The following is a 14,019-nucleotide window of genomic DNA, read 5'->3' on the forward strand; positions in this document are numbered from 1 at the left end:
TTGACGACTTACAACCCTGGGATGTCTAACCCCCTGCTTGCAAACTCGGCGCCTAGCCATCGTGACGCCCCGTCTGTGCGCGGGCTGCGCCACCGGGTGTCACATGTTGCCGGGTGTGGGGCGGTGGGTTGCAGTACTTCGTTGCAGTACTTCGGACGGTGCCCGAGATCGTTGGGAAGACCTCTCGCCGCTCTACTCAACAGCACCACGGCGCGTGCCAGACCGGCGCCTTGGAAGTGCTTCCGCCTCGAGAATCGCGGTGGCCACCTCGATGACCTCCCACCAGGCGCTGTCAGTGCGGAAGTAGTAGACGCGGTTCTCACCGTCAGGCCGTTCCTCGTCCAACATCCCTGCTCGAGTGAGCCGAGCCAGCTCTTGCCGGATCGCAGTCGGCGAGCCCAGCTCCCGAGGTGGCTCGGACTGAAAGAAGTCAGGCTTCTCGCGGGCAAGGATCCACATGGCCACGGGCAGCCGGCATCGGCGACCGAACAGGTCAGCACTGATTCGACCAGCATCCATGTCAGAGGCCTCTTATAAACCTTGTAACAAGTAACATGCGACTACAACCAAGGATCGGAGCTACACCTTGCGCCGTCAACCGCTTCCGTCATCACGGTACGACCGCGGGCCCGCACAGACGGCCGAGTTGCTCTGGCCCGGCAAGAGCACCGGTGCTCTTAGGACTCTGGCCCCGGTTACGTCGTCAGCTCGAGCCAGTTGGGATCTCAGGGGCCGATTGGTGCGGGGGGAACGAGCTCACAGCCTCCTCATTCACGGCGATGCAGGCAAGGGCTTGGACGAACTACGTGCGACAACCGGCGACCAGTCCCTGGCTGGCACTGTCAAGCTGTGCTACATCGATCCGCCCTACAACACCGGCGAGCGATTCGCGCATTACAACGACCGCGCTGACCGCGCTGAGTGGCTGAGCACTCTTCACGAGCACCTGCTCGCGGCGCGCGAGCTTCTGGCACCCGACGGGAGCCTGTGGCTACACCTCGATGACTCGGAACAGCACCGCGCACGATGCGTCCTAGACGAAGTGTTTGGGGAGGACTGCTTCGTCGCGACCATCGTCTGGCAGAAGCGCACAACGCGAGACAACCGCAAGTCGTTTAGTTCGATGCACGACTACATCCATATCTATGCTCCTGCGGGGCCAAAAGCGTGGAAGAAGGTTCGCAACGGGCTCCCGGACACGGGGGCGTTCGCCAACCCGGACAACGATCCACGAGGAAGCTGGCGATCGATCCCGATGAACGTTCAGGCGGGTCACGCCACGGCCAGTCAGTTCTACACCGTCGTCACTCCTACGGGCGTCCAGCACGATCCCCCTCCCGGCCGGTGCTGGACATACACAGCTGAACGGCTGGCAGAGTTGGATGCTGAAGGCCGCGTGTACTGGCCGCGCGGGGGCGACGGTAAGCCACGGCTCAAGCGATTCGAGAGTGAGGTGACGGGCCTAGCGCCGTTCACTATTTGGTCCTCAGACGAGGTGGGTGACACTGGCGCCGCCAAGCGCGGGTTGCTCAGCGAGTTCCCTCACCAACAGGCGTTCGACACGCCAAAGCCCTTGGCCCTATTGGAGCGAATCGTCTCAATTGCGACCGAGCCGGGTGACGTGGTGCTCGACTACTACCTGGGATCAGGAACTACCGCCGTCGCCGCGCAGCGTCTCGGGCGGCGCTGGGTCGGAATCGAGCAGAACCTTCGGACTATCGAGCAGTTCGCGCTGCCGCGTCTGAGTACCGCGTGGGACTCATTCCCTGACGAAGGCTTCGCGTTCGCTCAAATCTGAGTTTCACACGTGCATCGTCGCTATCATCGGTCCGATGAGACGGATTCGGCGGTGACCGGTGCTCAAATTTCAGATTGCTGGGGCACCTGGGGGCTACCTACTCGAACACTTGCTGCTCGAGTCCATCGGGGCGGAGCGGGGCGGAGGGATCTTCGCTTGGGCCAATACCAACGGGGTCAAGAGCCTCTTAGAAGATGATGCTTTCGATGAGTTCCTTCTCGCTGGGAACTTCCGGCTTTTCGTCGGCACCGACTCAATCACCGACCCTCCCGCCGTAGACAAGCTAGTTCAAGTGGCTACCAAACGGCCGCGCCTGGACGTTCGGGCCTTCATGAGTCCGACGACCTCACTCTTCCACCCCAAGCTGGCGTGGTTTGAGCACACGACGCACTTGAGCCTGATCGTCGGTTCAGGAAACCTCACCATGGGCGGGCTTCGGTCCAACTGGGAGGCCTTCGTATCGTTGAAGCTGACTGGCAACGATCGGCGCGACGCGCTGACCAGCATCGAGGCCTTCCTCACTTCTGTGACAGGCCATCTGCTGCCTATCACGGACCCACGCGTACGCGAAAGGGCCGAGAGGAACACTGGCAACGAGCGAAGCCTGCGAGCTCCTGGCGTCGTGACTTCGAAGAAACCAACTGTCACATCGTCCGTAAGTCAAGTCCTCGTTGCCGAAATCCCTAGGTCAGGCAACCGTTGGAAGCAGGCAAATTTCGATCAGGAGAACTACACGGACTTCTTCGGCGCGAAGGTCGGATCCCAGCGTCGCATTTCCCTGCACCACGTAGATTCCTCCGGCGTAGTGGGCGCGGTGGAAAGTCGCCCGAGTGTCGAGGTTGCTAGCCAGAATTATCGGTTCGAGCTTGCGGCGGCGGGAGGAATTGCGTACCCGTCTGGCGGACCACCCATTGGGGTCTTCCTTCGCCTGATGACTGGGGAGTTCCTTTACTCGTTGCTCCTGCCAGGGGATCCGGGGTATAGCGAACTTGATGGCCTACTTTCAGCCAACTGGCAAGGGCGAGCCGATCACAAGCGCCGAGTCCGCTTCTCTACGGACCAAGTTCAGCAAGCTTGGCCTGCTTCACCACTGTGGACTGTCGCCCTGCCCGCCCTCTAGTTCGAACCGACGATCAGGACCTCGGCGTTGCCGCGCACTTCAGCACTCACCTCCACTCGATTGAAGCGGCTGTGTGAAGACGACTGGATGGTGAGGACCTGGACGTCCGCGAAATACTCGGACGCCAACGACGTGAGGCCGTCGATGGACACCAGCCGGGTCTCGGGCCTCGCTTTAGTCCCCTCGCTCATTGGCGAGTAGGACAAGACCAGCGGCACGTCGAGGCGCTTGGCATTCGCGAATAACTCTTGGAACGCTGGCATCACCAGTGATCGAATGCTGAATGGCGACTGATGGCGATTCTGTCGATACAGGCCGCGACTGGGCTGAGACGACCCTGGAACCAGGGTGACACCTGGGTCGTCGTCAAGAACAAGCGTCTCGAGGACATGGTAGAAGCGGCTGTAGTGGTCTCGCGTATATGGGGGATCCGCGTAAATCACGCCGACCTCGGGACCCAAGTTGGCGAGCATCGAGGTGTAGTCAGCTTGGACGGCCCGACATTCGAACCTAGTAGGCGTGAGCGAGGCGTACCTCGTGAGCCATGTTTCAAAGGCAGGAAGAGTCTGCACGCCCCTGCTGCGCATCACCTGTCGGATCCAGTTCCGCTTCAGGCTGCCCACTGCTGTGCGAGGCTGAATGGGCTGAGCGAAGTGGCTTCCAACCGTCGAGACGAGGTCGCTCGCTACGCCTAGCAGGGCGGCGGTGGCGGTGGCGTCACGTTGCTTGCCCCAAGTCGTTCGAAGCGCGTATCGCAGGGCATCGAGCGCGGCAGCTTGGCGATACGAGAAGTAGACACCTCCGTAGTAGCGCGTCATCGTTGCCATCCGGTCGTCGAGGACTGATCGTGCCGTCTCTTTGGCCGCCTGCAACTGAGACGAGCCGCGTCCAGTGGTGGTCAATGAACCGTGCTCGATGATGTCAGCCAAGGTGCCTGGATCCGCATCGGCGTTGCTCATGGCCCGCTCTTCCAAGACCAAAAGATCCTGCATCCCTGACTCGGTTTCGGCCAGCCAACCGTGTGCGGCTTCCATGACGGAGCGAACCTCGCCGGAGGTGAAGGCACGAGGGCGAGTCAGCGCTTGGGCGAGCACGGCCGAGTAAGCCTGGACGTCGGAAGAGATGACCGGGCGCGTCATCGCTAGGCGCCGCCCTACGACCGACGTTCCCGCGAAGAGGTCGCAAGCGGTGCTGTCCGGCGCTGCGACAGCGGACACCGCTGCTTCAATGGCGCTGAGGAAGCGCGACTTGTTGCCCATGTAGTGAATGGGCCGAAACTCGGCCACCGGCGCTACACGTGGCCCAGCTTCACTGTCGCTCATTGGCCGATTGTTGCAGGCCCCTCCCTCAGAGCCGGGAACCAGCCGGGATGTTGCTTTCGAGTCCGCGCCACGAACCAGAGCAGCCAGCCGGGATGTAATCCGCCCCGGGCCCGACCAAGGCCGACGGTGGGTGCTGACCCAGAGGGCCAGGTCTCGGCCAGGCTGGGTGCCCGACCCGCACTACGCCGTTACGAGCCCACAGAACGGGCGTCGAGGACGGCGCGCCAGCGCCGCCCGCAGATGGCCGGCCCGGCGAAGCCGGGCCTTGATTGTATAGAGGTCAATTCAGCAAGGCCGCGTGCAAATCCTTGCTCTCTATGCTGGCTCGCGTAACAGATGGCTGAGGGTGCCTGACTAAACCTCCCGCTTGAGAGTACCGTCCTCGAGCACTTGGACGCCGTTGAGTCGGAACTTTTCGACGACCTGGTACACCGCGTTCGTCCGCGTAAAGCCCTGTTTGACCTTGGGAGGAATGCAGAGAAGGTCTAGGACCTGCATCCGCATGACCAATTTTGCCAAGTTGGTGATGACGGCAAGTTCGACACCGTTCGGACGATTGGGTCTGTCGGCGTGCTTCAAATCGTTGGTTGTCTTGGCTATGGCTCGAGCGATGCCAGCCTCGGTCCCAATGGCGGACCAGTCGTGTTCCGTTGCCGCTAGGCAGCGTTCGATTTGTTCCGCCAGCGTCCTTCTGGGACGCCGCAGTGGATCGCGATAGTGGCCGGCAGCTTCCAAGGACATGGCAGCCATGATCAGTTGGGGTTCTCTGAATCGAGAGGCGCCGTTGATGACTTCGACCGCTGGCTCGATGGCGCGCCTGAGGATGTGGTCGTCGTAAAGCCGATACCAGCGCTTGAGTCCGGCGGTTCCCAGATCGGAGAGTTTGAACACTGGGAGACTGAGGTCCGACGTACTTGGGACCGCCTGCTCACCGTCCTCAGAGGTCCGCTGCAACTGCACGTCCACAGGACTAGGCTCCCTGGCTTCACCGCTGAGCATCCACGTGGGGAAGTTGTCGTCTCTAATACTGTGCTCACGCCAGTAGAGTGGAGTGCCGAACGCGAGCACTAGTAGTGCGCGAACGGGCCACTGCGACACAAGGTAACCCTCGGGAGTCTCCCCCCTTCCTCTGGTGGTCGTCAGAAACGCCTGTGACGTCGCATCAAAACTATGACCGAATCGTGCGCTCCATATCGCGTCAGCACGGATCTCATGTGTGTAGCCGCCATGTCGCCAGCGGAAGTGCTGGGATGGCTTGAGGGTGGCAGTAATGGGGTCTTCTCGAGTGCGGCGTTCGCCGACTTCGACGGAACCGACGTTGGTGAACTCCGAAAGGCCGTCGATCTGCGATGTGAACTCGCGTATGCGGTAGGTGTCCTTCAACCTTCGAGGTCTGCCGGCGAAAGTCACAGACGGCGACAGTCGCCCTACGCGATAGACGCCTCCTGTATGGCCTCGCCACCTCAACCCCGTGAGGGTGGCCACTCCGCGGTCATCGCAGAAGAGCAGAGTCTCGGGGGGTCGCTCTCTATCGAACCAGTCGACGGCATGAGAGAACTGGGGAGCGCCTTTGATGTAAGGCACCGAAAGGAGTGGTCCCATCCGCGGCTCATAGGTGAGGGTTGCCGCTTGGTGGGGGGTCTCAGCTCCGTCCACGAGATGTCCGATCCGGGTCTGTTCGGGCTCCACAGCGCCTGCCATGACGTGAATCTACGCTTGAGTCGCGGACATCTTCGACAACGGCGCCCCAGGCACAAGTTGACGAGCACCGATCCGGCCATTGCCTCCATAACAAGAATCGCAAGCACGATGCAATGTTGCTGGGTGCAATTATCCGTAGGGGTGGCCAGGCGCAGCGTGACGCCCCGTCGGACGGCTGACGCAAGTTGGTGACTCTGGACTCAACCTGTCTGCCCCCGCAGATGCTCAGGGAGCCAAATGAGACCCGAGAGATCGTAAAGTGCGCGCCCCTGTGCGTCTTCGTCGACCTTGAGATAGACATCCGGTTCGTCCACCTCTGTTCGAGTGACGATGAGCTTGTCACCGACCTCCGTCGGAAATCCCCAGTCGCCATTTGGGTCGTTGGCGCGCCACCGGTCGAGGAAGTCACCTGTAGCATCTGCCGTTGCGACTGGCCGGCCGAAACCGTTCCAGGTTCCCTCCAGCATGTATGCAGCCTTGAGCGCCATGCTCTCGCAGATGTTTTCTGGAGCAGAGTCCAGACAGACAAGTAGCTTTTGCTCCCTCGTCATGGCTCCTCCTGACGTGTTGGCGGTTGGGATCACCAGTCTGACCCAAACGGACCTCGCGCCTGCAGCGTTATCCACAGGTCTGGCAGACCTCCCGCGTCTTTGCACCGACCGAAAGCCAAGCGGCACCTGGGTGCCCGGCTGCGATGCCGAAACGGAAGCTAGCCACACGGGTCTGAGAACCCGAGCCCCAAGGGTCCGGGACGGCGGGGGCTTACGGAAGCCAGCCACGCGCGTTCACCCCCGTCCTCGTCATCAGCGCCTGTAACGCAACGCGCCTCGCAGGCGAGCCGGGAACAAGGTCAACCACAGGTGACCGGCCGCTGTCCCCACACCGAACGGAATCTCAGCTCAGGTCAGCGCTTCTTCAAGAGTTGGTAAAGGATCCGGTTCCAACTGGATGCATCGCATGACCCGCTGCGCAATGGCTGTGGAGGAACACGCCTCCACGGATGCAAGGGGACACCATGCACACCATCGTCAGCACACTCGTCGCCGCTCCTGGCGACACCACCAACCTGCAGGAGTGGATCAAGAGCAACATCATCCCGCTGCTGCTCCTGCTCATCGCGGTCATGCTCTTCGTCGTCGCCCAACGAGGCGACAACGCCAAGGCCATGCGAGTCGTCGGAGGGGTCGTCATCGCCCTCGCCGTCCTCGGTCTTGCGACAAGCGGTCAGGCCGGCGAAGTCGGCACCTGGCTCGCCAGCCTCGTGACGGGCTGAGCCATGCGACTGCCTGTCGACGATGAGATCTACAACGTCAACTCGGTCTGGTTGGGTCCACCCGGACGCACCCTGCCGTTCCGCGCGCGGTACGTCGCGTATGCCGTAGGGGCGGTCGTTTTCGTTCTGCTGCAGGCGATCGAGCGCCGACTCGGCATCGGGCTCGGCTTCTTCGTACTGGCCTACAGCGTCCTCGCCACTGTCGGAATCACGCGAGGCATCCTCGCGCTGGTTGATCACGACCGACCCGTGTTCTCGGCGCTGCGCACGCTGGCCAACGAGGTCGGCGCACCCCGAGCCGACACGCGTCTTCGTCGCGTCACAATCCGCCCGGCTCGGGTTCGAGCCGTCCCCTCTCGCCCGAGCCGGGTGCCCCCGCATGGCAGGACGGAGGTGGCGGCATGAGCCGGGGACTGTCATTGCGTCGGATCTCGGGCCACTGCACGGTCAGCTCTGACCGGGTGTACGCCTGGTATCGGCTCGCGCCGCAGGCGTGGTCGTTCAGGCCCGACGGTGTCCGTGAGCAGCTGATCCGGGAGTCCGCGGATGCCCACGCCCAGCTGGCCAAACGGAATCTCCACGTCAGGGTCACGACCCGCCCGTACCCAGTGAGCCGCTGGGCCAGGGCTCACAACGCCAACGCGCCTGCGCCACTGGAGGGTTGGCGTCACCACCTGATGACGGACCAGCTGCACCTGGCTCGGCGCAGCATGGCCGACAAGGAGGTCTACTTCGGAGTCGAGATCCCCGCTGTCCGCAGGGTCCTGCACTCTCTCGGTGCCTTCGTCCGGTCGCTGTCGGACCATGAAGTGGCATCTCTCGACAAGCCCATCCGTGAGACCGACGAAATCATGGCTCTGTCGGGTATGGCCGGGTCGCCGGCTTCCCCTCGGGAGCTCGAGTGGCTTCTGCACCGATCCGTCAGTCTCGGACTGCCGGCGCCGCTCACTCTGGGTGCCGTCGAGGACGACAAGTGGGACCCCGAGGACCTCGGTGAGTTCACCGACCAGGTCCACTGGTCGTCGGTGCCCTTCGGTCGAGCGATCGCGGTGCAGGGCGAGGCCGATGGTCGCGAGGTCACTCGCTACGTCTGCGTCATGAGTGTTGGTCGCATGACCGACCTGGAGATCCCGCCCGGGGTCCCGTGGATGCAACGCACCGACCAGCTGCCGTTCCCCGTCGAATGGTCGGCCCGCATCCAGATCGAAGACCCCGGCAAGGTGGGGGCGGCCATGCGCCGCAACATCCAGAAAATCCGCGCGCAGAAGGACCACTACGAGGTCGAGCATCAGGAGCCCGCGCCGGGTGCGCTCGACCGCCAAGCATCGAAGGCCTTGGTCGTGGAGGACGAGATCTCCATGGGGCTTTCCGGTCTGAGTACTCGCACGACAGGCTGGTATCGCATCGCCGTCTCCGGTGACACCGAAGAGGAGGCCCTCGAACGAGCAGCCTCCGTTCGCAAGCTCTTCGCTCCCCAGATCACGATCACCCGCCCGGCGGACCAGTACGCCTTGGCACGGGAGTTCATCCCGGGCGAGAAGCTGGCGAACACGGCATACAGACGTCGTATGCCGGTCACAACGCTGGCGGCGGCCGTCCCGGCTGCGACGGCGAAGGTTGGCGATCGGGTCGGCATCCATCTCGGTGAGACGTCCGGTACGTCCGCTCGAGTCGTGACATGGGAACCATGGCTGTCGACAGAGAGGGACGAGGAGTCAGGGCTCGCCGTGATCTGCGCCGGCCTTGGTGGTGGGAAATCCACCGCCGGCGGAAACATCATCTACCGCACCGTCCTGCAAGGGATTCCGTGGACGGTGCTCGACCCATCGGGAAGGCTGACTTCCCTGTGTCACCTTCCCGAGCTCGCACCGGTCTCGAAGCCGGTCGACCTTCTCGACGCTGAGCCCGGGGCGCTGTCGCCCTATCGGGTGATCGTGGAGCCACGGCGGGAGCACTTCGCCTCGGAGAGCGAGTGGCGGCTGGCTCAGACCACGGCGGAGAACACGAGGCGTCTGCTCACGAGCAGCGTGCTGCGGTCGATCCTGCCTCGACAGATGCAGGAGCACGTGCTCACGGAAGTCGCGCTCATGCGCGCTGTCGGGCAGGTGAGCGCCAACCACACCTCCTCTGCCGGCGAGGTGGTCAAAGCACTCCATCGTCTGGAGGGAGATGACGAGCTCGTGCGTCACGCGGGCTACATGCACGACTTCCTCAGCGAGGCGGCGCGCACCAGCCACGGACGCCTCATCTTCCCGCCGGGGTACCAATCGGACCACAGCACGAGCGAAGCGCTGCTCACGGTGTACTCACTGCGTGGCCTTTCGCTGCCCGACGAGGACGCCAAAGGTTCTGAGGACCTCGACGAGCGCCTCAGCATGTGCGTGCTCTACATCGCGGCGTGGCTCGCCCAGCGCGGGATGTACTTCGGCGACGTGCACGCACGCAAGGGCATCTTCATCGACGAGGCCTGGGCGCTCTCGTCGTTCTCGACCGGCCGCCGCTTCATCGAACGTGCAGGGCGAGACTCCCGCAAGCACAACACCCGCGTCATCATGGCGAGCCAGAACCCCTCGGACCTGCTCAAGCTCGACCTCGCGAACCTCGTCTCGGCCGCGTTCATCGGCCGGCTGACGGGGGAGGACGCTCAACGCGATGCCCTTCGGTTCCTTCCGGGGGCACGACCGGCCCAAGGGTACGAAGGGATCTTCGAGTCGCTGTCCCGCCCCAGCACGGAGGGGCACCGAGGCGCACGGGAGTTCGTCTTCAGTGACGGCACCGGAGGCGTCGAACGCATGCGCATGGACCTGTCGGCCCACCCGCGGCTGCTCGAGGCGCTGAACACGACAGCCGACCCGACGAAGGCGCGGAACCGCTTGGAGGCCAACGGTCGCCTTGCCGACGGTGACCTTGATGAGGGTCGTGAGATCGCATGACGCGCACGGCCAGCCCATGGACGGCTCGCGTCCTCGGGGTCGCAATAGTGGCGCTCCTGCTTGGGTGCTTCGGCGTGGCTACGGCGATGGCAACTCCCTCGATCCCGGGTGTCCCGGACTGCAAGGACGCCCCCGTCGCGGAGCAGCCCGATCGCGGAGTCTCGGGGATGTTGGACCCGGCTCCTGACCCGGTACCGCCGGCTGGGGACCCGTTCGCCTCATCGCGAACAACGAGCATCTACGACCAGTACGGGTATGCCGGCTTGCGGTGGAACACCTACGACCTGGGCTGCGGTGGCTCCGTTCGCGACCCAGAGGCGTCGGCCGACACCATGGTGGGCAACCTCGCCATGTCGGGCGCTGTATTCGTCACCTCCCTGAGCAACGGCATACACAACGCGGTCAGCAAGCCCCAGGACTACATGGGCCCGCTCGACCGAGTTGTCGACCGTGTCTCGAGCAGAATGCATGACGCGATCTGGACGCCGTGGGGTGCCGTCGCACTTCTCGGAGTGGTCGCGCTGTTGCTGACGTACTCGATGCGCGGTCAGATGTCCTCCGTTGTCTCGGGCGGGCTCTGGGCCCTGCTCGTTCTCGCTATCGTGAGCGGCCTCGGCGCGTATCCGAGTCGCGCAGCGTCGTTCTTTGACGACACGGTCACCCGCACCATTGGTGCGCTCCAGGTGGGCAGTGCAGGGCTGGTCGCAGGTGACGACTTGGCGGATCCGGGTCGCAGCCAGGGGGCATTGGCCGTGGACACCGTCCTCTACGAGGGCTGGCTCCGAGGTGAGCTCGGAAGCTCGGACAGCCCGGCAGCTGACAAGTGGGGCCCGCAGCTGTTCAAGGCAACCGCGTTCACCCGCAGTGAGGCAGCCGAGAGTCGGGATCCCAATCGCGCCCAGGAGATCTCGGAGGAGAAGGCGGAGGCCTTCACCACCCTTGCTGACGAGATCAAGGAGGAGGACCCCTCGACGTATGCCGTACTGCAGGGGAAGGCGGGGGGGCGTGCCGGGACTGGGCTGCTGACCTTCATCGGTTCACTCTTCACCGTCGGGTTCCGGGTGATCGCCGATGCCTTCCTTGTCGCCGGGCTCGTGATGCTGCGACTCCTGGTGATGTTCTTCCCAGCAGCCGCGGTCGTCGGGGTACTCGCCCCGCTGTCCTCGATCGTGCGCCGGATCGGCAACATCGGTGCCGCCTCGCTCGTGAACGTCGTGGCGTTCTCGGCTGGGTCGGTCATCCACACAGCCGCTGTCAGTGCGCTTCTCAGCTCGGGTCAGGGTGCCGGGATGTCGGTGATGGTGCTGCTCCTGTGTCTGGTCCTAACCGTTGCCGCGCTCGTGCTGATGTTGCCGTTCCTCTCGATGACTCGGATGCTTGGTGGCCAGTCCCGTCATGGCGTCATGAGGTCCGTCCGCCGAAATGCCATCCGGTATGCCGTCAATCGCAAGGCGACCGAGGACGGAACCAACGACGTGATCGATGAACAACGTGAGCGCCGTTCACAACCCGACGGTGACCCCGGCTCGAGAGTCTCCGACCCGACGCGGTCTGAGTCGTTCCGGCGACCGTCGCCTGTCTGGGATGTGACGAGCGACGGTGTTCGGTGGCGCGATTCGTCGAGCGACGACTCGCCCCAGCCCGTTCTGTTGACCTCGGCTCGCCGGCCCGGCGCCCGTTCTGATCCGGATCCGAGTCCCTCTTGGCCCGACGCTCCCCGAGGTCCCAACGAGCCACGACCGCAGCCGGGTCCGCAGGGTTCGCCCTCAGAGAGAGTGCTTGTCGGCCGACTGGTCGCCGATGAAGCGAACTCCGATCGAAAGCTGGGCCTCGTCCGGGAGCACGACGGAGACACCGAACGTCGGCACGACGGCTCCTTCGGGCACGAGATCTACGACCCGGGCACCGGACGCGACGCCGATCGGGAGGCGTCATGAGCGTCAGAGGTCAGCAGCTGTGGCGTTGGCCCCTGTGGTCATGGACGCACCTGGCCATCACGTGCACCCTGATGGCCTTGGTGCTGACCGGTCTGGGTCGTCTGCAAGCCAGTCGCGAAGACCGAAGCGCTTCCCATCCGACGCCGAGTCCAACTCAGACCGCTGAGTCCGCGGTCAACGACTTGGCCTCAACCGACGCCTCGGCTGCTTCTGCATCTCCGTCGTCGGCCGAGACCGTGGAGGCCTCGCCCTCGCCGTCTATGAGCAATCCTGTCGTAGTCGCACGCGCCTTCGTGACTGCCTGGTCCCGGCCCTACGACCCGGCGCCGAAATGGCGGGGCCGGTTGACTCCAATGGCGACTCCTCAGTTCGCAGCGCAGCTCTCGAGAACGGACCCGCTCCGGGTCCCGGCTACCGCTGTTGTCGGTGACGGTGTCGAGGTGTCGAAGTCGGCGACCTCGGTGACCATCCGGCATACGACGGACAACGGACGAGTGCTTGTCACGCTCGCTCGATCCGGTCCGCGCTGGCTTGTGGCCGCCATCGCTCCGGACGAGTCCGCTGGAGGTGTTCCGTGAGCGACCCGATCACAGCCCTTGCGCTCGAGAAGGGTCGCCAAGTGATCGTGCGGCGCTTGGTGAAGATCCTTGCGTGGGTGATGCCGCTCGTACTCGTTGTCGTTGGAGGGCTGGCGATCTTCGCGAGCCTGCTCTTTGCCGGAGGGGATGGTGAGGAAGTGGCGGGCGGCGTTTGCCCGGGCGTGCAGCGACCCACGGTGCAAGCGGAAGCGGACCTTGATCCTGAGCAGATCGCGAACGCGCAGAGCATCGTCGCGGTGGGTCGTCGACTCAACGTGCCGGATCGTGGCCTGGCGATCGCGATTGCCACGGCGATGCAAGAGTCGACACTCCACAACGTCCCCTACGGAGACCGCGATTCGCTCGGACTCTTCCAGCAGCGCACCCCATGGGGAAGTCGTGCAGAGCGTCTCGACCCGTCGACGTCAGCAGAACTGTTCTTCAACGGCGGACGAGGTGGCCAGCCAGGCCTGTTGTCGATTCCGAACTATCTCTCGTTGCCGCTGACGCTTGCCGCGCAGGCTGTTCAACGCAGCGCGTTCCCCGACGCGTACGCCAAGTGGGAAGGGCTCGCCAATAAGTTGCTGGGCCAGCGCGCGGTAGCGGGGGCGCGGTGTCTCGTCGGTGTTGCCGGTGGTTCAAGTGCAGTCGTCGACGCTGCACTCAAGTGGTTGGGCACCCCGTACTCCTGGGGAGGAGGCGGACTCGAAGGCCCCACGTTCGGCATCGCCCACGGGGCTGGCACGCAAGGTTTCGACTGCTCAGGACTCACGAGGTACTCCGTGTTCGCAGCAACCGGCCGTGTGATCCCTCGCGTCGCCAGCGACCAAGCGCGAGCACTGCAACGTGTACCGACTGATCAGATCCAAGCGGGTGACTTGCTGTTCTTCCATGCGGATGGAGATCCTCCCGGCTTCTACCATCACGTCGGCATCGCCGACGGAAACGGCGGGATGGTGCATGCCCCAAGGACTGGCCGAACGGTCGAGGTTGTTCCGAACGTCCTATCGAGCGGCTACTTTGCCGAGCAACTGGCCTTGGTCGGTCGCGCCTCTTGATGACCCCGCCAATGGAACCGACCGCTCATGCCACCTGTCGAGATGCGGCGAACTTTGCACACCCGACGTTTCTATGTTGCATGGACGGACGTCGATGTGTGCGGCAGCCCGCAGGGACCTATCCCATCGAGCCGGGTGCCGACGTGCGCGCCGCCAACTCGGGCTCATGCCGATGAGCGGTAGACGGCGGCCGCGTCTTTCCGTCCGGTGAGGACTGTGCCGTGACCTCGTCGTCGCCCCGATGAGTCCGGCCGTGGCCGCTCGAAACGAGCTCCTGTCAGTCCCTCGTGGGACGCTTT

Annotated in this window: 12 protein-coding genes; 8 read left to right on the plus strand and 4 right to left on the minus strand. The window is 63.9% G+C overall.

Annotated features, from left to right (window positions below; translation table 11 throughout):
- Window positions 1-192: 192 nt before the first annotated feature.
- Window positions 193-519 (minus strand): hypothetical protein, encoded by a 327-nt coding sequence (locus N802_RS14640; protein ID WP_052109987.1) that lies wholly within the window; start codon window positions 517-519, stop codon window positions 193-195.
- Between the two features lie 274 nt (window positions 520-793).
- Between N802_RS14640 and N802_RS14645 the strand changes: the two genes are divergently transcribed.
- Both N802_RS14645 and N802_RS19610 read left to right on the plus strand, forming a co-directional pair.
- Window positions 794-1,798 (plus strand): site-specific DNA-methyltransferase, encoded by a 1,005-nt coding sequence (locus N802_RS14645; RefSeq protein WP_169743441.1) that lies wholly within the window; start codon window positions 794-796, stop codon window positions 1,796-1,798.
- A gap of 109 nt (window positions 1,799-1,907) precedes the next feature.
- The gene (locus N802_RS19610) at window positions 1,908-2,918 is read left to right on the plus strand and encodes a phospholipase D family protein (RefSeq protein WP_156971430.1); all 1,011 of its coding nucleotides are present in this window, start codon (window positions 1,908-1,910) and stop codon (window positions 2,916-2,918) included.
- On the opposite strand, the gene N802_RS14655 is transcribed toward N802_RS19610, so the two are convergent.
- From N802_RS14655 to N802_RS14665, 3 genes are all read right to left on the minus strand, one after another.
- A complete protein-coding gene (locus N802_RS14655; protein ID WP_084072250.1) occupies window positions 2,915-4,240 on the minus strand; it encodes a DNA adenine methylase in 1,326 nt (441 codons plus the stop codon). The genes N802_RS19610 and N802_RS14655 overlap by 4 nt on opposite strands.
- A 354-nt stretch (window positions 4,241-4,594) precedes the next feature.
- Window positions 4,595-5,941 (minus strand): hypothetical protein, encoded by a 1,347-nt coding sequence (locus tag N802_RS20300; RefSeq protein ID WP_156971431.1) that lies wholly within the window; start codon window positions 5,939-5,941, stop codon window positions 4,595-4,597.
- Window positions 5,942-6,141: 200 nt separating this feature from the next.
- Window positions 6,142-6,492: a hypothetical protein gene (locus tag N802_RS14665; protein ID WP_156971432.1), complete on the minus strand. Its 351-nt coding sequence runs from the start codon at window positions 6,490-6,492 to the stop codon at window positions 6,142-6,144.
- A 464-nt stretch (window positions 6,493-6,956) separates the two neighbouring features.
- Here N802_RS14665 and N802_RS14670 point away from each other — a divergent pair, with 464 nt between their 5' ends.
- The 6 genes from N802_RS14670 (at window position 6,957) to N802_RS14695 (ending at window position 13,720) form a co-directional block, all read left to right on the plus strand.
- Window positions 6,957-7,214 carry a hypothetical protein gene (locus N802_RS14670; RefSeq protein ID WP_035917815.1) on the plus strand — a complete coding sequence of 86 codons (258 nt, stop codon included), beginning with the start codon at window positions 6,957-6,959 and terminating at the stop codon, window positions 7,212-7,214.
- A 3-nt stretch (window positions 7,215-7,217) separates the two neighbouring features.
- Window positions 7,218-7,619: a hypothetical protein gene (locus tag N802_RS14675; RefSeq protein ID WP_052109990.1), complete on the plus strand. Its 402-nt coding sequence runs from the start codon at window positions 7,218-7,220 to the stop codon at window positions 7,617-7,619.
- Complete coding sequence (locus N802_RS14680) at window positions 7,616-10,147, plus strand: ATP-binding protein (RefSeq protein ID WP_084072251.1); 2,532 nt, start codon at window positions 7,616-7,618, stop codon at window positions 10,145-10,147. Before N802_RS14675 ends, N802_RS14680 begins: the two co-directional genes overlap by 4 nt.
- An 86-nt stretch (window positions 10,148-10,233) precedes the next feature.
- Window positions 10,234-12,084, plus strand: a complete 1,851-nt coding sequence (locus N802_RS14685) for a hypothetical protein (RefSeq protein ID WP_156971433.1) — start codon at window positions 10,234-10,236, stop codon at window positions 12,082-12,084.
- Between the two features lie 353 nt (window positions 12,085-12,437).
- Entirely contained in the window at window positions 12,438-12,662 is a 225-nt protein-coding gene (locus tag N802_RS14690) for a hypothetical protein (RefSeq protein WP_035917728.1), read from the plus strand.
- A 41-nt stretch (window positions 12,663-12,703) separates the two neighbouring features.
- On the plus strand, window positions 12,704-13,720 hold the full coding sequence (locus tag N802_RS14695; protein ID WP_156971434.1) for a C40 family peptidase: 1,017 nt from the start codon (window positions 12,704-12,706) through the stop codon (window positions 13,718-13,720).
- Window positions 13,721-14,019 lie beyond the last annotated feature (299 nt).

The organism is Knoellia sinensis KCTC 19936 (assembly GCF_000768705.1).
Classification (GTDB): domain Bacteria; phylum Actinomycetota; class Actinomycetes; order Actinomycetales; family Dermatophilaceae; genus Knoellia; species Knoellia sinensis.

Bases quoted from the DNA above. Each gene is read 5' to 3' on its own strand.
- N802_RS14640 (WP_052109987.1), bottom strand. From the start codon at position 519: ATGGATGCTGGTCGAATCAGTGCTGACCTGTTCGGTCGCCGATGCCGG.
- N802_RS14655 (WP_084072250.1), bottom strand. From the start codon at position 4,240: ATGAGCGACAGTGAAGCTGGGCCACGTGTAGCGCCGGTGGCCGAGTTT.
- N802_RS20300 (WP_156971431.1), bottom strand. From the start codon at position 5,941: ATGGCAGGCGCTGTGGAGCCCGAACAGACCCGGATCGGACATCTCGTG.
- N802_RS14665 (WP_156971432.1), bottom strand. From the start codon at position 6,492: ATGACGAGGGAGCAAAAGCTACTTGTCTGTCTGGACTCTGCTCCAGAA.
- N802_RS14670 (WP_035917815.1), top strand. From the start codon at position 6,957: ATGCACACCATCGTCAGCACACTCGTCGCCGCTCCTGGCGACACCACC.
- N802_RS14675 (WP_052109990.1), top strand. From the start codon at position 7,218: ATGCGACTGCCTGTCGACGATGAGATCTACAACGTCAACTCGGTCTGG.
- N802_RS14680 (WP_084072251.1), top strand. From the start codon at position 7,616: ATGAGCCGGGGACTGTCATTGCGTCGGATCTCGGGCCACTGCACGGTC.
- N802_RS14685 (WP_156971433.1), top strand. From the start codon at position 10,234: ATGGCAACTCCCTCGATCCCGGGTGTCCCGGACTGCAAGGACGCCCCC.
- N802_RS14690 (WP_035917728.1), top strand. From the start codon at position 12,438: ATGGCGACTCCTCAGTTCGCAGCGCAGCTCTCGAGAACGGACCCGCTC.